This window comes from Sphingomonas sp. ID0503 (assembly GCF_048565625.1).
Taxonomy (GTDB): Bacteria; Pseudomonadota; Alphaproteobacteria; order Sphingomonadales; family Sphingomonadaceae; genus JBLZUR01.
In genome coordinates, this window is the sequence record NZ_JBLZUR010000002.1 from 54,175 (window position 1) to 71,086 (window position 16,912).

The 16,912-nt window shown below is 66.8% G+C and carries 16 protein-coding genes; 11 read left to right on the forward strand and 5 right to left on the reverse strand.

Features of this window, described 5'->3' with window-relative positions; translation table 11 throughout:
• Positions 1-113: 113 nt before the first annotated feature.
• A complete protein-coding gene (locus tag ACM608_RS01250; protein ID WP_419685057.1) occupies positions 114-311 on the reverse strand; it encodes a DUF1192 domain-containing protein in 198 nt (65 codons plus the stop codon).
• Positions 312-382: 71 nt separating this feature from the next.
• Between ACM608_RS01250 and ACM608_RS01255 the strand changes: the two genes are divergently transcribed.
• The 10 genes from ACM608_RS01255 to ACM608_RS01300 all read left to right on the forward strand — a co-directional run bounded on the left by ACM608_RS01255 (position 383) and on the right by ACM608_RS01300 (position 7,989).
• The gene (locus ACM608_RS01255; RefSeq protein ID WP_419681132.1) at positions 383-1,396 is read left to right on the forward strand and encodes an NAD(P)H-quinone oxidoreductase; all 1,014 of its coding nucleotides are present in this window, start codon (positions 383-385) and stop codon (positions 1,394-1,396) included.
• A gap of 89 nt (positions 1,397-1,485) precedes the next feature.
• Positions 1,486-2,103 (forward strand): glutathione S-transferase family protein, encoded by a 618-nt coding sequence (locus ACM608_RS01260; RefSeq protein WP_419681134.1) that lies wholly within the window; start codon positions 1,486-1,488, stop codon positions 2,101-2,103.
• Between the two features lie 97 nt (positions 2,104-2,200).
• Positions 2,201-2,884: a DUF1013 domain-containing protein gene (locus ACM608_RS01265; RefSeq protein ID WP_419681136.1), complete on the forward strand. Its 684-nt coding sequence runs from the start codon at positions 2,201-2,203 to the stop codon at positions 2,882-2,884.
• A gap of 54 nt (positions 2,885-2,938) precedes the next feature.
• Complete coding sequence (locus ACM608_RS01270) at positions 2,939-3,187, forward strand: exodeoxyribonuclease VII small subunit (RefSeq protein ID WP_419681138.1); 249 nt, start codon at positions 2,939-2,941, stop codon at positions 3,185-3,187.
• Positions 3,177-4,094, forward strand: coding sequence for a polyprenyl synthetase family protein (locus ACM608_RS01275; protein WP_419681140.1), 918 nt, complete (start codon positions 3,177-3,179; stop codon positions 4,092-4,094). The genes ACM608_RS01270 and ACM608_RS01275 overlap by 11 nt, the downstream gene beginning before the upstream one ends.
• Before the next feature lie 11 nt (positions 4,095-4,105).
• Positions 4,106-4,609, forward strand: a complete 504-nt coding sequence (gene coaD / locus ACM608_RS01280) for a pantetheine-phosphate adenylyltransferase (RefSeq protein WP_419681142.1) — start codon at positions 4,106-4,108, stop codon at positions 4,607-4,609.
• A 49-nt stretch (positions 4,610-4,658) separates the two neighbouring features.
• Entirely contained in the window at positions 4,659-5,300 is a 642-nt protein-coding gene (locus ACM608_RS01285) for a peptidylprolyl isomerase (RefSeq protein WP_419681144.1), read from the forward strand.
• Between the two features lie 132 nt (positions 5,301-5,432).
• Complete coding sequence (locus ACM608_RS01290; protein WP_419685059.1) at positions 5,433-5,999, forward strand: SRPBCC family protein; 567 nt, start codon at positions 5,433-5,435, stop codon at positions 5,997-5,999.
• Positions 5,999-7,201: a zinc-dependent alcohol dehydrogenase gene (locus tag ACM608_RS01295; protein ID WP_419681146.1), complete on the forward strand. Its 1,203-nt coding sequence runs from the start codon at positions 5,999-6,001 to the stop codon at positions 7,199-7,201. Before ACM608_RS01290 ends, ACM608_RS01295 begins: the two co-directional genes overlap by 1 nt.
• 5 nt (positions 7,202-7,206) lie before the next feature.
• Positions 7,207-7,989, forward strand: a complete 783-nt coding sequence (locus ACM608_RS01300; protein WP_419681148.1) for an SDR family NAD(P)-dependent oxidoreductase — start codon at positions 7,207-7,209, stop codon at positions 7,987-7,989.
• A gap of 24 nt (positions 7,990-8,013) precedes the next feature.
• On the opposite strand, the gene ACM608_RS01305 is transcribed toward ACM608_RS01300, so the two are convergent.
• The 3 genes from ACM608_RS01305 to ACM608_RS01315 are packed head-to-tail and all read right to left on the reverse strand — an operon-like array spanning position 8,014 to position 10,861.
• Positions 8,014-9,414, reverse strand: a complete 1,401-nt coding sequence (locus ACM608_RS01305) for an NAD(P)(+) transhydrogenase (Re/Si-specific) subunit beta (protein ID WP_419681150.1) — start codon at positions 9,412-9,414, stop codon at positions 8,014-8,016.
• 1 nt (position 9,415) lies between these two features.
• Positions 9,416-9,712, reverse strand: coding sequence for an NAD(P) transhydrogenase subunit alpha (locus ACM608_RS01310; RefSeq protein WP_419681152.1), 297 nt, complete (start codon positions 9,710-9,712; stop codon positions 9,416-9,418).
• 21 nt (positions 9,713-9,733) lie between these two features.
• Positions 9,734-10,861, reverse strand: a complete 1,128-nt coding sequence (locus ACM608_RS01315) for a Re/Si-specific NAD(P)(+) transhydrogenase subunit alpha (protein WP_419681154.1) — start codon at positions 10,859-10,861, stop codon at positions 9,734-9,736.
• Positions 10,862-11,126: 265 nt separating this feature from the next.
• On the opposite strand from ACM608_RS01315, the gene bktB reads away from it, so the two are divergent.
• Positions 11,127-12,308 (forward strand): beta-ketothiolase BktB, encoded by a 1,182-nt coding sequence (gene bktB, locus ACM608_RS01320; RefSeq protein WP_419681156.1) that lies wholly within the window; start codon positions 11,127-11,129, stop codon positions 12,306-12,308.
• Positions 12,309-12,324: 16 nt separating this feature from the next.
• Here bktB and ACM608_RS01325 read toward each other — a convergent pair whose 3' ends face one another.
• Positions 12,325-16,836: a glycosyltransferase family 2 protein gene (locus ACM608_RS01325; RefSeq protein WP_419685061.1), complete on the reverse strand. Its 4,512-nt coding sequence runs from the start codon at positions 16,834-16,836 to the stop codon at positions 12,325-12,327.
• Between the last annotated feature and the right edge of the window lie 76 nt (positions 16,837-16,912).

The window sequence follows — 16,912 nt, forward strand, 5'->3', positions numbered from 1 at the left end:
CACGTGGAGGGCGGCGCCCGTCCCACCCAATGTCGGGTGCGTGGTCGCATCCATCAAGCCGCCGGGCCGAAGCCCCGTCTGCGCGCCGGCCGGCGCCCGCAGGCCGTAAGCGGTCATTGGCGGAATAACGCCTCGGCGGTTTCGCGGTGGTTAACGGCCTTGTTAATCTTTGTGCGGGTGCGCGCGATCTCCGCCTCCAGCGCGGCGATGCGGGCGTTCAGTTCGGCGACGGAGAGCGGATCGAGATCCTGCCGTGCGAGTGCAAGAACAGGATCGTCGCGGCGGATCGGGAGAGACTCGTCCATATCCATGAGGGACAGCGTTGACCGCAGGGACGCGGCTGTCAATAAACCGTCATTCGTTTTCACCATCCGCAGGTGCCATGCCGCTTTCGACGCCGCTTCCGACCATGATGAAGGCGATCGATCCTGCGGAAAGCGGCGGTCCGGAGGTCCTCAGGCTCGTGGAACGAGCGGTTCCTCGGCCCGGTAGCGGCGAGGTGCTGCTGAAGGTCCATGCGGCGGGGGTGAACCGGCCGGATATCATGCAGCGGCTGGGGAAATATCCTCCGCCGGAGGGCGCGCCTAGCATCCCTGGCCTGGAGGTCTCCGGCATCGCGGTGGCGGCGGGCGAGGGCGTCGATGCGGTCGTGATCGGCCTGGCGTATTGCGCGCTCGTCTCGGGTGGCGGCTATGCCGAATATGTGGCGGTGCCGATTGGCCAGTGCCTAGCGGTGCCGCCTGCCCTGTCAATGGTGGAGGCGGCCGCCCTGCCGGAGACGCTGTTCACCGTCTGGACCAATTTATTCGAGCGGGCCTATGTCGCCGAGGGCGAGGTGGTGCTGGTCCACGGCGGCACCAGCGGGATCGGGACGATGACGATCCTGCTCGGGCGGCTGTTCGGACTGACGGTGATCGCCACCTGCGGGTCGGACGAGAAATGCGCCCGCGCGATCGAGATCGGCGCGGCACATGCGATCAACTACCGGACGCAGGATTTCGTCGAAGAGGTGAAGGCGATCACGCGGGGACGCGGCGTCAACGTCGTGCTGGACATGATCGGCGGCGATTACCTCGCCCGCAACATCGATTGCCTGACCACTGATGGCCGCCATGTCTCGATCGCCGTGCAGGGCGGTGCGAAGGGTGAAATCGCGATCTGGAAGGTGATGCAGAAGCGCCTGGTGCTGACGGGATCGACGCTTCGCGGGCGCTCGGCGGAGTTCAAGACTCTCGTGGCAGACGAGATCACCCGCGAAGTCTGGCCGCATGTCGAACGCGGCGCGTTGCGGCCGGTGGTGGACCGGGTGTTCCCGCTGGAGGATGCGGCGGCGGCGCACCGGTATCTCGAGGGGGGCGACCATGTCGGGAAGGTGGTGCTGACCGTGGCGAGTTGACGCATAAGGCAGGCTGATCGCTCCTGCCCCGTAACCGAATGGCTTCCCGTGAGTTGCGGCTTCATGAGCGGTCTTCAGGGAGGGCGGAGATGCCGGACTATATCCTTCACGAATATGCCCCATCGGGGAACTGCTACAAGATCCGGCTGACGGCGGCGCATCTCGGTCTGCCGATGCAGCGGCGGGGGTACAACATCCTGGCGGGGCAGACCCGGACCCCGGACTTCCGGGAGCGGGTGAATGCCAACGGCCGTATCCCGGTGCTGCAGATCGGGAACCGCTTCCTGCCGGAGAGCAATGCCGCCTGCTTCTTCCTGGCGGAGGGCAGCCCGCTGGTGCCGGAGGATCGCTTCGAGCGTGCGGACATGCTGCGGTGGATGTTCTTCGAGCAGTATAATCACGAGCCGAACGTCGCGACGCTCCGCTTCTGGCGGAGCTTCGTGGGTGAGGCGAAGCTCACACCGCAGCAGCGCGCGCTGATCCCACCCAAGCTGGAGGCGGGCAAGGAGGCGATGAACCTGCTGGACGAACAGCTCGGGCGCGGAGCTTTCCTGATCGGCGACGCGTTCACCGTCGCCGACATCTGCCTGTTCGCCTATTCGCATGTCGCGGGGGAAGGCGGTTTCGACCTCGGCAACTGGCCGAACATCCGCCGGTGGATCGCGGATATCGAGGCGCTGCCCGGCCATATTTCAATCGAGGACTGAGCCAAGACTTGCCCGGCCCGATCCGCCGGACTACATCGCCCGCCATGCGTCGGCCGCTCCGTGATGGGGCGGCCCTTATTATTTCAGGGATACCGACATGGCCCAGCCGCTCATGCCCCACGCCACCGCATCGTGGCTCGTCGACAACACCGCGCTCTCCTTCGAGCAGATCGCCGACTTCTGCGGCCTGCACATCCTGGAGGTGCAGGCGATCGCGGACGACATGGCGGCGACCAAGCTGACCGGGCGCGACCCTGTGCGCGCGGGCGAACTCAGTCAGGCCGAGATCGACAAGGCGCAGGCCGATCCCAAGTACCGCATGGTGATGTCGAAGGGTCCGGAGCAGGTCCGCCGCACCAAGGGGCCGCGCTACACGCCGGTGTCGAAGCGGCAGGACAAGCCGGATGGTATCGCCTGGATCATCAAGAACCATCCGGAGGTTTCGGACGGGCAGATCGGCAAGCTGATCGGCACCACCCGCACGACCATCGCCGCGATCCGCGACCGGACGCACTGGAACATTGCCAACATCACGCCGAAGGACCCGGTGACCCTCGGCCTCACCTCCCAGCGCGAGCTCGACTCCATCGTCGCCAAGGCGGCGAAGGCGGCGGGCATCGAGGCGCCCGTCGATGATCGGCTTGAGGGCGATCGGGAGGCACTGCTCGACGAACTGCGCGCCCAGCGCGACGCCGTCGCTTTGGCACCGGAGGAAGAGGAGACGGCGGGCGCGACCGACTTCGCCGCCACCTACGGCTTCGTCGATCCGTTCAAGAAATAAGCGCTGGCTGCCGGTTGCTTGACCGCTCCGGCGTCGGACGCCACAACCCCGCCGATGAGTGAGGCCCCGCCCGAACTGTCCTTCGAGGATGCGCTGAAGCGTCTGGAGGCGATCGTTCATAGTCTTGAGAGCGGGGACGTGCCGCTCGACAAGTCGATCGAGCTTTATGCCGAGGGGGACAGGCTGCGGGCGTGGTGCGAGCAGCGGCTGGCCGCGGCGCAGGCGCGGATCGAGGCGATCCAACGCGATCAGATCGCACCCGACGGGCGCCCCGCCGCCGTTCGCCCCTTCGATGGCGAGTGACGCGCGGGTGACCGGTCCGTCTCTGACGCTCAGCCGCGCGCTCGTGCAGGTTGCGCAGGATATGGACGGTCAGTTTGACCGGCTGCTGGCCCTGCCGGATGATCCGCGCCGGAAGCTCTACGAAGCGATGCGCCATGCGACGATCGGCGGCGGCAAGCGGCTTCGCCCGCTGCTCGTCGTCGCGGCGTCGGCGCTGTTCAATGTCGAGCGGGTCGCAGCGCTCCGGGTCGCGACGGCGATCGAGTGCATCCACGTCTATTCGCTGATCCATGACGACATGCCGTGCATGGACGATGACGACATGCGGCGCGGCAAGGCGACGGTCCATAAGGCGTTCGACGAGGCTACGGCCGTGCTAGCGGGGGATTCGCTCCACGCCCTCGCCTTCGAGATCCTTGCCGATCCGGCGACGCATGGCGATCCGTTCGTGCGGGCGGAGCTGGTGCTGGAACTGGCGCGGGCGAGTGGGCCGGCGGGCATGGCCGGCGGGCAGATGATGGACCTGGTGGCGGAAACGGAGAGCTTCGACCTCGCCACCGTCACGCGGCTGCAGCAGCTGAAGACCGGGGCGCTGATCGGCTTCTGCCTGGAGGCGGCGGCGATCATGGGGAAGGTGCCGCCGGAAGGGCGCACGTCGCTGCGCGGTTATGCGCGCGACATAGGCCTCGCCTTCCAGATCGCGGACGACCTCCTCGACATCGAGGGGGATGAGGCGATCGCCGGCAAGGCTCTGGGCAAGGATGCGGCGGCCGGCAAGGCAACCTTCGTCTCGCTGCTCGGCGCCGACCGCGCGCGGCAGCAGGCCAGAATGCTGGTCGATCAGGCGATCGCGCATCTGTCGGCTTTTGGGACCAAAGCGGAGCTGCTGGTTGAGATAGCCCGCTATGCGGTGTCGCGGGATCACTGAACGGAGCACGGATGGCGCGGATCGGCATCTACCCCGGGACATTCGACCCGATCACCCTCGGCCATGTCGATATCATCGCGCGCGCGGCGAAGCTGGTCGACCGGCTGGTCATCGGTGTCACGACGAATGCGTCCAAGTCGCCGATGTTCAGCCTGGAGGAGCGGCTGGCGATGGTCCGCCGGGAATGCGCCAAGATCGACGAGAGCATCGAGCCGGTCGCGTTCGACTCGCTCTTGATCCACTTCGCCCGCGCGCAGGGGGCGTTGATGATCATCCGTGGCCTGCGCGCGGTCGCCGACTTCGAATACGAATATCAGATGGCGGGCATGAACCAGCAGCTCGACCATGATGTCGAGACGGTGTTCCTGATGGCGGACGTGGCGCTGCAGCCGATCGCATCGCGGCTGGTGAAGGAGATCGCCCTCTATGGTGGCGACATCACCCGCTTCGTACCGGCCGAGGTGGCGGCGGAGGTCGACGCACGGGTCGAGGCCACGGGGCGCAAGGGCGGCTGATGTTCAGCCAGGGGCAAGTGGCGCTGCGGCATTGGCCGGCATGCGGAGGATGCGGATGATTCGATCGTTGACGATGGCGGCGGTGACGGCCGCGTTCATGCTTGGCGGGCCGGCGCTGGCGAAGGATCGCAAGGTCGAGGCGGCACCGGCACCCGAATCCTTCGTGCCGCCGCCGCTTACCCCGGAAAACACCTGGAACCTCGATCTGTCGACCGGCGGGCGCGTGACCATCCAGCTGCGCCCGGACAAGGCACCGCTCGCCGTCGAGCGGATCAAGGTGCTGACCGGTCGCGGCTTCTACGACGGGTTGACGTTCCATCGCGTCATCGACGGGTTCATGGCGCAGGGCGGCGACCCGAAGGGCACGGGTGAAGGCGGGTCGGAGCTTCCCGATTTAAAGGCCGAGTTCAACAGCATGCCGCATGTTCGGGGTGCGGTCGCGATGGCGCGCGCCAGTGACGAGGACAGCGCCAACAGCCAGTTCTACATCATGCTCGCGCCCAACCTGTCGCTGGACAACAAGTACACGGTGGTCGGCCGAGTGGTCGGCGGCATGGCTTATGTCGACGCGATCGAGAAGGGGGAGCCGCCGGCGAACCCGTCGCGGGTGCTTCGCGCGACGATCGGCGATGGTAGCGCGGCGACCCCGCCCGTGCCGGCTCCGGCGGCCGAGGCAGCACCCCAGCCCTGATCCCTTGGTCCGGGCTGAAGCGCCCGACCGCCTAAAGACGGCCGTGCTTTTTTAGGCTGCCGGGAACAGGCGGGCTGCCGTTTTGTTCTGCCGCCACATCCAACGGAGGACAAAATGGCCGAGCATGACGCCATGCTCGACGACGCACCGCTTGCGTCGTCGAAGCGATCCGATGCGCTTGATCGTGCGAGCGACGCTTTCATCGATGCCAAGGGCGATGCGATCACCGCCCGCGCGGTGACCATCAACCGCCCGCGCGAGGAACTCTATGCCTATTGGCGGGACTTCTCGAACCTTGCGACGTTCATGGACAATGTCGAGCGGATCGACATCATCGACGATCGGCGATCACACTGGGTGGTGAAGGCGCCCGCTGGCCGCACTGTCGAATGGGACGCGACGGTGACCGAGGAGCGGCCGGGTGAGCTGATCGCCTGGACCTCCGACGAGGGTGCCGACGTTCCGAACAGCGGCCGCATTGAGTTCCGCGATGCCGGCGATCGCGGCACGGTGGTGACCGCCACCATCCTGTACGATCCGCCGGGCGGCGCGATCGGCAAGATCATCGCCAAGATGTTCCAGCGCGAACCCGCGATCCAGGCGCGCCGCGACCTGCGCCGTTTCAAGCAGCTGATGGAAACCGGCGAGATCGCTACCGGATCGCGCACCCGCGCCCAGCTGGAAGAGGAGAAGGCCTGATGCGCGCGCTGACCTGGCACGGCAAGCACGACGTTCGCATGGATACGGTGGACGATCCCGAGATCCTCAACCCGCGCGATGCGATCATCAAGATCACCTCGACGGCGATCTGCGGGTCCGACCTGCACCTATACGACCACTATATCCCGACGATGCAGAAGGGCGACGTCCTCGGCCATGAGTTCATGGGCGAGGTGGTCGAGACCGGGCCGAAGTCGACGCTGAAGAAGGGCCAGCGGGTCGTCGTGCCGTTCACGATCTCCTGCGGCAGCTGCTACCATTGCAGCAAGCACCAGTATTCGGCCTGCGACAACGGCCTGCCCGCCGACAACCAGGACATCGCGCAGGAGGCTTACGGCCAGCCGATGGCCGGCCTGTTCGGGTACAGCCACATGACCGGCGGCTATGCGGGCGGCCAGGCGGAGTATGTCCGCGTGCCGTTCAGCGACGTCGGGCCGATCGTCATCCCGGACGGGGTGGACGACGACAAGGTGCTGTTCCTGTCCGACATCCTGCCGACCGGATGGATGGCGGCGGAGAATGCCGAGATCGAGCCGGGCGACACGGTGGCGGTCTGGGGATGTGGCCCCGTCGGCCTGTTCGCGGTGCAGTCCGCCTTCCTGATGGGTGCCGAACGGGTGATTGCGATCGACCACTTCCCGCGCCGGCTGGAACTCGCCAAGAAGTTCGGTGCCGAGACGATCAACTTCGAGGAGAGCGCCGTCTACGAGGCGCTGATGCTGATGACCGGCGGGATCGGCCCCGACGCGGTGATCGACAGCGTCGGCCTGGAGGCGCACGGCTTCTTCTTCGACAATGTGATCGACCAGATCAAGGCATCGACCTTCCTCGGCACCGACCGCATTCATTCGATCCGTCAGGCGATCATAGCGTGCCGCAAGGGTGGGCGCGTTTCGATGCCGGCGGTCTATGGCGGCTTCGTCGACAAGTTCCCGCTGGGCGCCTTCATGGAGAAGGGCCTGACGCTTAAGACCGGGCAGACGCATGTCCAGCACTACATGCCGGGTCTCCTCAACGCGATCATGGAGGACAAGGTCGATACCACCTTCCTGATCAGCCACACCTTACCCCTGGAACAGGCCCCTGATGGCTACAAGATGTTCCACGACAACCAGAACGAGGTGACCAAGATCGTGCTGAAGCCCGGTCTGTCGCCCGACCCCGAGATCGCAGCGGAGTAAGCGACATGGCCAACAAACTCGCGATCGTCACAGGCGCGTCCACCGGCATCGGCTTCGAACTCGCCCATCTGGCGGCGAAGGACGGATACGACCTGATCGTGGTGGCGGACGAGCCGCTGATCAACGCCGCAAGCGAAGACCTGAAGGCGCACGGCACGGAGGTGACTGCGGTCGAGGCGGACCTTTCCACCTTCGAGGGCAACGACCAGCTGCTTGCCGCGACGGGCGGGCGGCCTATCGATATCCTGCTCGCCAATGCCGGACGCGGCCTCGGCCGGGCGTTCGTCGATCAGGATGTCGCCGATTGGCGGCGGGTGATTGACACCAACGTGACGGGCACGACCTATCTGCTGCAGAAGATCGCGCAGCAGATGGCGGCACGGGGTGAGGGCAAGATCCTGATCGTCGGATCGATCGCCGGGCTGATGCCCGGCAGCTTCCAGGCGGTCTACAACGGCACCAAGGCCTATCTCGACAGCTTCTCCTACGCGCTGCGCGAGGAGCTTCGGGATACCGGTGTTACCGTCACCGTGCTGATGCCGGGGCCGACCGAGACCGAGTTCTTCGACCGCGCCGACATGATGGATACCAAGGTCGGTACGGACGACAAGAAAGAGGATCCGGCGGCGACGGCGCGCCACGGCTGGGACGCCCTGCTGGCGGGCGCCGGCCATGTCGTGTCCGGCTGGAAGAACAAGTTGCAGGCGGCGATGAGCCACATCACGCCGGACAGCCTGCTCGCCAGGAAGCACCGCGACATGGCGGAGCCAGGTACTGCCAAGGAATGATGTCTGATAGTGCGCGGGTCGCGCTCAGTGCCCGCCGCCCTCGCTCAGTTCCTTGTTGATGTCGCCGGTGAACGCCTTGGCGTCGCCGAACAGCATCTGGGTGTTTTCGTTATAGTAGATCGGGTTGTCGATGCCCGCGAAGCCGGCGTTGAGGCTGCGCTTCACCACCATCACCGAGCGTGCCTTGTCCGCCTCGATGATCGGCATGCCGGCGATGGCGCTGTTCGGATCGTCGCGCGCGGCGGGGTTGATCGTGTCGTTGGCCCCCACGATTAGGGCGACGTCGGTCTGCGGCAGATCGGGGTTGATGTCCTCCAGCTCCACCAGACGATCGTAGGGGACGTCCGCTTCGGCCAGCAGGACGTTCATGTGCCCGGGCATGCGGCCGGCGACCGGGTGGATCGCAAATTTCACGTCCACGCCCTTGGCCGAGAGCGTCTTGTAGAGTTCGCTGACTTTATGCTGCGCCTGGGCGACCGCCATGCCGTAACCGGGAACGATGACAACGGAGCTGGCCATCTCCAGCCGCATCGCCGCTTCCTCGGGCGAGGCGGAGCGGACGACGCGGTCGTCTTCGCCGCCGGCCGATGACCCCGCCGCGAGCTGGCCGAAGCCGCCGAACAGCACGTTGGTGAAGCTGCGGTTCATCGCCTTGCACATGATGATCGCCAGAATCAGGCCCGACGTGCCGTCGAGCGCGCCGGTGACGATCAGCAGCTTGTTGTCGAGCGCGAAGCCCATCGCGGACGCGGCGAGGCCGGCATAGGCGTTGAGGAGCGCGATCACGGTCGGCATGTCCGCCCCGCCGATCGGCGCGACCAAGAGAACACCGAAGAGGAGCGTAGCCGCGACGAAGGCGGGGAACAGATAGGTCGAGGACGGGCTGACGATCATCGCCAGCGCCAGGCCGATCGCGGCCAGGAAGACAAGCACGTTCACCACCTGCTGGCCCTTGAACATCAGCGGGCGAGAGGGGAGAATCTCCTGCAACTTGCCGAAGGCGACGAGCGAGGCGGTGCAGGTCAGGAAGCCGAGCAGCATCTCGAACATCAGGGCCGAGGTGGTGAAGCTCCAAGGTGCCACGCTGTCCGCGTACTTATAGTATTCGACCACGCCGATCAGGCCGACGGCGAGCGCGCCGAAGGCATGGCTGACGGCGGTCCGCTGCGGAATGGCGGTCATCGGCATGAAATAGGCGAGCGGCACGCCGACCGCCGTGCCGAGCGCGATGGCGACGAAGATCAGCTCGTAATGGACGATCTCGAAGCGGATCAGCGTGCCGAGGATGGCGAGGAGCATACCGATCTCGCCGCAGCGCACGCCGCGCCGCGCGGTGGTGGGATGGCTCATCCACATGAGCGCCAGGATGAAGAGGGCCGACGCGGCCAGATAGGCGACCTGGGTTATGGTCTCGGCAGGCATCATCTTACTGCCCCTTCCGCTTGAACATCTTGAGCATGCGGTCGGTGATCATGAAGCCGGAGACGACGTTCACCGTCGCGGCGAAGATCGCGACGAAGCCGAGCGCCTTGGCGAGCGGGGTGGCGTCGCCGGCGCCCGTCACCAGGATCGCGCCGACGATCACCACCGCCGCTATGGCGTTGGTCAGCGACATCAGGGGCGAGTGAAGCAGCGGCGAGACGCGCTTGATCAGCTGGAAGCCGAGGAAGCCCGCGAGCATGAAGACGAAGAACAGGTCGGTATAGGAAGCCGGCTGGTGCATGGTGCTGGTCCTTGAACTCGGTCAGGCGGCGAGCGCGGGGTGGACCACCGCACCGCCGCTCGTCAGCGTGACCGCCTTGATGATCTCATCCTCCGCCTTCCAGACGGGGGCCTTGGCCTCCTTGTCCCAGAACGCGGCGATGAAGTTGTAGAGGTTGCGCGCGTAGAGCGCCGAAGCGTCGGCGGCGAGGCGCGAGGGCACGTTGCGGTGGCCCACGACGCGGACGCCATGCCGCTCGACCACCTCGCCCGCTACCGAGCCCTCGACATTGCCGCCCTGTTCGACGGCGAGATCGACGATGACCGAGCCCGGCCGCATCGTCGCGATCTGCGCATCGGTGATGAGGCGCGGGGCCGGGCGCCCGGGGATGAGCGCGGTGGTGATGACCACGTCCTGCTTGGCGATATGGCCGGAGACGAGATCGGCCTGGCGGCGCTTGTAGTCGTCTGACATCTCGGTCGCGTAGCCGCCGGTGGCACTGTCGTCCTGCGCCTCGCCCTCGACGAAGATCGCCTTGGCGCCGAGCGATTCGATCTGCTCCTTGACGGCCGCGCGCACGTCGGTGGCTGAGACAGCCCCGCCGAGGCGCTTGGCCGTCGCGATTGCCTGGAGGCCCGCCACGCCGACGCCCATGACGAAGACGCGGGCAGCGGCGACGGTGCCGGCGGCGGTCATCATCATCGGGAAGGCGCGGCCATATTCCGCGGCGGCATCGAGCACAGCCTTGTAACCGGCGAGGTTCGCCTGCGACGACAGCACGTCCATCGACTGCGCGCGCGTGATGCGGGGCACGAACTCCATGGCGAAGGCGCCAAGTCCCGCTTGCGCATAGGCGTCCAGCACCGCCCGATTGTTGTAGGGGTTGAGCGCACCGATGATCGTGGCACCCGCGGGGGCGGCGGCGATCGTACCGGCCTCAGGTGCCTGGACGACGAGGAGCAGGTCGGCCCCGGCGAGCACCGCGTCGCGCGGCCCGAGGGTCGCGCCCGCCTCGGCAAAGGCCGCATCCTCGATGGCGGCAGTCTCACCGGCGCCTGCCTCGACGGCGACATCCGCCCCAAGGGCGATGAACTTCTTCACCGTCTCAGGCGACGCGGCGACACGGCGTTCCCCCGAACTGGTTTCCCGCAGAACTACGATACGTGTCATCGACGCCCCCCCTTGCCGACCGACGATGGCGCGCGTTGGTGCGCAAGGCACCACGCCAGCCTTTTTCTCCCGCCGCCCCAAGAGCGCAGAGGGCTGTCAATTGCAACCCCGCGGCGGATAGCTTTACTGCGGTGCCACAAAGAAACGGTCATGCGATCGCACGCTGGTAGCGCCCTCTTCCTTGCGCCCGGCGCAGCGACTACATGGCCTCTCGTACTGCATTGCGGAAAGTCGCCCGGCGTGGCGTGAACGAGGATGGATATCGATGCTTCAGGACGTGGTGATCTTGTCGGGTGTGCGGACCGCGATCGGTGATTTCGGTGGTGCGTTGAAGGATGTGCCGGCGGCGACCCTGGCAAAGACGGTCATCGCCGAGGCGATCAGCCGCGCAGGGATCGAGGCCAAGCAGGTTCAGCATGTCGTGATCGGCCAGGTGATCCCGACCAAGCCGGAGGACGTCTACCTGCCCCGATATGCCTCGGTGGAAGCCGGCGTGCCCATCGAATCCGGCGCATTCGCGGTCAATCGGCTTTGCGGCACCGGCGCGCAGGCGATCGTGTCGGGGGCGCAGCTGGTGACCCTCGGCGAAGCGGAGTTCGTCGTGGCGGGTGGCGTCGAGAGCATGAGCCGCGCGCCGCACCATGTCACCGAAGCGCGCTTCGGCCAGAAGTTCGGCACGCTGAACATGCTAGACGCGCTGACGGCGACGCTGAGCGATCCGTTCGAGGGTTGTCACATGGGGATCACGGCCGAGAACGTGGCGACGCGCAACAACATCACGCGCGAGAAGCAGGACGCGGCTGCGCTGGAGAGCCATCGCCGCGCCGCACAGGCCATCGCCGAGGGCCGGTTCAAGGACCAGATCGTCCCGATCGAGGTGAAGACGCGCAAGGGCGTCGTCCCGTTCGACACGGACGAGCATGTCCGCGCCGACGCCTCGCTCGAAGATCTCGCCAAGTTGAAGCCGGCCTTCAAGAAGGATGGCAGCGTCACCGCGGGTAATGCATCGGGCATCAACGACGGGGCGGCGGCGCTGGTGCTGGCCTCTGCCGAGGCGGCGAAGGCGGCGGGGCTGACGCCGCGCGCACGGATTCTCGGCTGGGGTTATGCCGGCGTCGAGCCGTCGCTGATGGGGCTTGGTCCGGTCAAGGCGGTGCCGGTCGCTCTGAAGCGGGCCGGGTTGGAGCTGGACCAGATCGATGTCATCGAGTCGAACGAGGCTTTCGCGGCGCAGGCCTGTGCCGTTGCCGAGGAGCTATCCTTCGATCCGGAGAAGACGAACATCAACGGCTCGGGCGTGTCGCTCGGCCACCCGGTCGGCGCAACTGGCGCGATCCTGACCGTCAAGGCGATGTATGAGCTGGAGCGCTCCGGCGGCCGCTATGGCCTGATCACCATGTGCATCGGCGGTGGCCAGGGCATCGCGATCGTTATCGAGCGGATCTGAACGCTGCGGGCGGCGGTCAGGCGGCCGCCCGTCCGATCATTTCTTCCAAGGCAAAGCGCAGACGGGTCGCGACGGTCGCGATCCGCTGCAGATCGTTGACGCGCGCCAGTGCCCGGCGACGCATCCGCAATGCGCCAGCCTGGTCGGCATGGGCGCGGACGGCGGTGCTGAGCGCGCGACCCGCATCGCTTTCCGGCAGGAAATGGGCGAGCCTGTCCTCGGCCCACGCGCCGTAAGCATCACCCTCCGGCAGGACGATCGTGGCCGATCCGAGCGCCGCATAGCTGCCGTAGGTTGCGCCGCGCGCCGGATCGACCGCACCGGGCAAGATGATCAGGGCATCGGCATGGACGAGCGTCGCGGCGAGCGCGCGTTCGCCGATCGGCGCTTCGCTCACGTCCTTGCCGTCCGAGGTGTGTGCGGTCAGGCTCTCGTTAACGACAGTGACGAGCAGGAGGGGCTGGGACGTGGTCGCCTGATTGCGGAGGAGCGGGAGCCAGCCCGTCACCTGTGCGGGTGTCGCGATCACGACGATGGTGCCAGGCCTTTCCGGCGCAGCCAGTTCCTCCACCGGATACATCAGCAGGCCGCCGATCGGCAGCGAGCGTCCGGTGCCAGCAATGCTGACTGCGTCCACATCGCGCGATATTGGGGCGATTGCGAGCTGCGGCGGCAAGTCGTCGAGCGGAAGGGCGGAGGTGGAGTCCGAGAGCAGCAGGCCTTCGCCCCACAGAAGCGCGGCGAAGCTCTTGCCGGGCGCGATCCAGAGGATCTCCGCCGTCAGCCCGACCTGCTTGGCGAGCGCGCGGGCGGCGGGGGTATCGGTGAGGATCAGCCGGACGTCGCCCGTCTGGCCAAGCGTCCGTGCGGCTGCAAGCGCATCATGCGCATCGAGCCAGGCAGGGCCCGCGACGATGGTGACGGCGCGACGATCGACCGATTGCAGCAGGTCGAGGCCCGTCTCCAGTCGATTTTGCGCCTTGGCGCGGACGATGTCGTTGAAGTTCAGGTGAACGAACATCTCCGTCACCTGGCCCCAGGCGACGTTGCGGCGGTAGAGGACCGGATAGGCCTCCATCGCGAGCGGGTGATAGGCCTGGGTGTATTTGAGGACGAGATCCCAATCCTGCACACGCGGTAGTGTCTCGTCGAAGCCGCCGAGGCGGTCGTAGACTTCCCGCCGCAACATCAGCGTGTTGAGGTCGATGTAGTTGCGCTGGAGAAGGTCGCCGTGATCATAGGGGCGGAAGCTCAGCTCGCCGCGACAATAGAGCGAGCCCTGCATCTCGACATCGAGATAGCCCGAGTAGAGGAGCGGCGCGCCGCTATCCTGCAGGGTGCGCAGCGCGGCTTCCAGGAAGAGCGGATGCCAGAGATTGTCGGAGTCGAGGAAGGCGAGATATTCGCCCCGAGCGAATTCGAGGCCCCGGTTGCGGGCGGCCGCACCGTTCGCCTTTTGTAGCGGCAGGTAGCGGATGCGGGGGTCGGCAAGTCCCTTGATGACGAGCGGGGTCTTGTCGATGCTGCCGTCGTCGCAGACGAGCAACTCCCAGTTCGACCAGCTTTGATCGAGGACGGAGCGGACCGCATCGGCGATCACCGTCGCACGGTTGTAGGTTGGCATGATCACCGAGATCAGCGGCTGATCCTCGCGCGCGGTGTCGAAGGCGGCGGTCGCGAGAAGCGCTTCGCTCCGGGCGAGGCCGGCCGTCAGCTCCCCGGCGGCGGTCGCCTGTTCGATGCCGATATCTTCGATCAGCTGCCGGGCGAAGCGGTGGTAGATCGAGGTCTGCTGGTTCAGGCGCTGCAGTTGCGCCGCCTTTCGCGTCGTCGTGACTTCCGGCGACGTCACGTTGTCCGCCTCGTCACTCGTGACTGGAGCCTCCGCGGCGATTACGGCGCTGGGCAGCCTGCTGACACGTTCCCCGCCGGCGGGGCGGCTGGCGAGCCAATGGATGAAGCCGGAGTGCAATTGCCCGGAGGAGACCGCGGCGGCGACATCAGGGTGCGCCATTCGGTAACGACGTTCGTCGAAACCGGGATTGGGGCTGAGGCCCGCGGCACCGCCCTCTTCGAGCCAGTGGACTGCGGGATCGGCGGCGAAGGGATGGGCCGCGCGATACCAGTCGGCATCCACCCACTTGCGGGCGAAGGCCAGGTCAGGCGCGGGGAGGTCGCCAAGCGCCTGCTCGGGCGCTGAAGAGTCTGCCGCCCCGAAGCGCGCGAGGACGATCTCGTCCGTCGAAAGCGTAAGCGACCGCACATTCTCCGGCAGGCGGAATGCGAAGCCGCAGGGAGGTAGGCCGGGTCGGAGGCCGTCCGCCAGGGTCGTAGTGGCGATACCATCGGCGGTCAGCGTCACCGATACCGCTTCCCCGCTGCCGGTACGCGTGACCCAGCCGCTCAATACGCCTGCCGTGACGGGATCGATCGCCACCTGATAGCCGCTCTCGACGATGGTGAAGGTGAACGGCGCGCCTGCCAGCTGGCGATCCGCGCCGCGGATGCGCAGCGACAGTTCGTGCTGACGACCGTCGCGCAACTGTGGAGGCAGTTCGTAGGAGAAGGCGCAATTGCCGTTGCGGTACGCCGCTCCGGTCAGCACGCCATGGGGCTGGTCGGCGGCGACCGAGGCGATCAGCGCCGCGTCGGCGACGATCTCGACGAGGGCCGGTGCGCCCATGTCGCCGCGATCGACCGCCCAGCCGCGTACGGTGCGGCCGTCCGCTGAAAGCGACGCCATGCCCTCCCACTGCTCCGCCGTGGTAAGCGCGCCCGCCGCCTCCTCGCGCGCCTCCAGGCGAACGTCGGCGACGAGGAGGTCGATATCCTGGGCGTTCAGATGGGCGATCAGCAGGAGCGACTGCATGGGCTGATCGAGCGCGGCCTCCGCCGCCGCCTTCAGCATCGTGCGCGCCGACTCATCAATGACGCAAGCGATCCGCTGGGGACTGTCGGGGACGACGACCGCCTCGGCGATCCGGCCAACCGTGGTGTCGGTCCAGTGCCTGCCCGCTTCATAATAGTCGCGTCGGACGACATCGATGCGCGAGATCGCGGTGCCGCCATGTCTCGACGCCGGTCCGAGGATGAGGCTCAGCACGTCATTGCGCCCGGCGGCCAGCGCCTCCTTCGACAATGCACCTTCGATCCGCAGTCGGTTCCCGCTGAGGGAGCCCGTGATGGCCAGGCCGTAGAGCGACGATGCGCTCTCGCCTTCGTCACCTTCCGGGTTCGGGATCTGCGCAAGGCGCGCCGACAGGGATGGCTGCGCCGCCCGGCTGACGAGGAACCAGCCCCGCGCGGTCTCGACCCGACGGGCGTTGAAGGGGATGACGACGCCATGCGGCCAATGGTTGAAATCGCCGTTCAGGACCGCGAGCTCGCGATTGAGCACGCGATGGCCGGCCAGCGGATCTTCGTACTGGAAGCCGGCCTCGCCGAGACCCAGGCCGGCGATCTCAAGCACGCCGGGGTTGCCGCCGCGCAGTTCGACCGTGATCGTCGCCGGGCTGTGGCTGGCCGGAAGCTGGACGACACGCACCGTCTCGGACCAATCCTCGGTCACGGAGATGGCTTCTTCGAGCACCTGCTCCTCGCAGCGGATGACGAGGTGCAGGGTTGCCTTCCGGGCTGCGCGGGCCAGCAGGCGCAACTCCAGCGCGCCGCCATCCTCGGTCGGGTTGAAGGATTGGCGAAGCAACGTCTGGAACGGCGATCCGGCAGGCATGCGGAACCGGACCATCGTATGGTTCGCGACCGCGCCGCCCGCCAGGGCAAAGGCCGCGCGATCCGTTTCCAGAAGCGTACCCGATCTTGTATCCACATCCCAGAATTGCGGCTGACCCCGAAGCGCGTCGCGGAAGGCGCCGTTGGTCAGCAGGTTGGGCTGGGACCGGACGATCGGGACCGGCGCCGTGGTGATAAATTCTCCCGTCGGCCACTGGAGACCGACCTCGCGCGGCGCGGCAGCTCCGGCTTCGATCGGTACGGCGAGGAGCATCGCGCCGGATTCGGATGTCTGCCGGAAGTACGGCCGCCGCACGCCATCCAGCGTCACGCCCGGGTGGATGAACCGGTGCAGCTCGGGCGGGGCCTGGACGATGACAGTGACCTGATCCGACGTGACGACGGCATTTTCGACGCCGATCAGTTGACGCAGCATGTGGGGATCGCGTCCGAAGTGATCGCCCTGGGAAGTCCGGAAGGTGACCGGCTGGTCGAACCAGTCTGCGTCATGTTCCGAGCAATGGACGGTGAACCCGCAATCCGGGGCGTCGGATGGCGCGAAGCTGGGTTTCCCCTCGTCCGCCCGAACAGTGGTGACGAGCCGGTCGCCGACCCAAATCGCGACATCGATCGGCGTGCCGGGATCAGCGCGGTCGAAGGCGTAGCCGATGATAAGGCCGGGGCGGCGCGGGCGAGCCTTGCCCTCGACGGTGGACTTGGCAGGGGCTGATCTGGACGTCGCGGGCACGGCGAAGCCCGACGCCTTGGCGGCCTTGCGGACCCATTTGGGCCAACGCATTTTCGACACGGAAACCTCTTCGCCGCCCCAATGAGGCGAAGAGCCTTAGCGGATGATTCCGGCGTTTAGCTAGGCT

Bases quoted from the DNA above. Each gene is read 5' to 3' on its own strand.
- ACM608_RS01250 (WP_419685057.1), bottom strand. From the start codon at position 311: ATGGATATGGACGAGTCTCTCCCGATCCGCCGCGACGATCCTGTTCTT.
- ACM608_RS01255 (WP_419681132.1), top strand. From the start codon at position 383: ATGCCGCTTTCGACGCCGCTTCCGACCATGATGAAGGCGATCGATCCT.
- ACM608_RS01260 (WP_419681134.1), top strand. From the start codon at position 1,486: ATGCCGGACTATATCCTTCACGAATATGCCCCATCGGGGAACTGCTAC.
- ACM608_RS01265 (WP_419681136.1), top strand. From the start codon at position 2,201: ATGGCCCAGCCGCTCATGCCCCACGCCACCGCATCGTGGCTCGTCGAC.
- ACM608_RS01270 (WP_419681138.1), top strand. From the start codon at position 2,939: ATGAGTGAGGCCCCGCCCGAACTGTCCTTCGAGGATGCGCTGAAGCGT.
- ACM608_RS01275 (WP_419681140.1), top strand. From the start codon at position 3,177: ATGGCGAGTGACGCGCGGGTGACCGGTCCGTCTCTGACGCTCAGCCGC.
- coaD (WP_419681142.1), top strand. From the start codon at position 4,106: ATGGCGCGGATCGGCATCTACCCCGGGACATTCGACCCGATCACCCTC.
- ACM608_RS01285 (WP_419681144.1), top strand. From the start codon at position 4,659: ATGCGGATGATTCGATCGTTGACGATGGCGGCGGTGACGGCCGCGTTC.
- ACM608_RS01290 (WP_419685059.1), top strand. From the start codon at position 5,433: ATGCTCGACGACGCACCGCTTGCGTCGTCGAAGCGATCCGATGCGCTT.
- ACM608_RS01295 (WP_419681146.1), top strand. From the start codon at position 5,999: ATGCGCGCGCTGACCTGGCACGGCAAGCACGACGTTCGCATGGATACG.
- ACM608_RS01300 (WP_419681148.1), top strand. From the start codon at position 7,207: ATGGCCAACAAACTCGCGATCGTCACAGGCGCGTCCACCGGCATCGGC.
- ACM608_RS01305 (WP_419681150.1), bottom strand. From the start codon at position 9,414: ATGATGCCTGCCGAGACCATAACCCAGGTCGCCTATCTGGCCGCGTCG.
- ACM608_RS01310 (WP_419681152.1), bottom strand. From the start codon at position 9,712: ATGCACCAGCCGGCTTCCTATACCGACCTGTTCTTCGTCTTCATGCTC.
- ACM608_RS01315 (WP_419681154.1), bottom strand. From the start codon at position 10,861: ATGACACGTATCGTAGTTCTGCGGGAAACCAGTTCGGGGGAACGCCGT.
- bktB (WP_419681156.1), top strand. From the start codon at position 11,127: ATGCTTCAGGACGTGGTGATCTTGTCGGGTGTGCGGACCGCGATCGGT.
- ACM608_RS01325 (WP_419685061.1), bottom strand. From the start codon at position 16,836: ATGCGTTGGCCCAAATGGGTCCGCAAGGCCGCCAAGGCGTCGGGCTTC.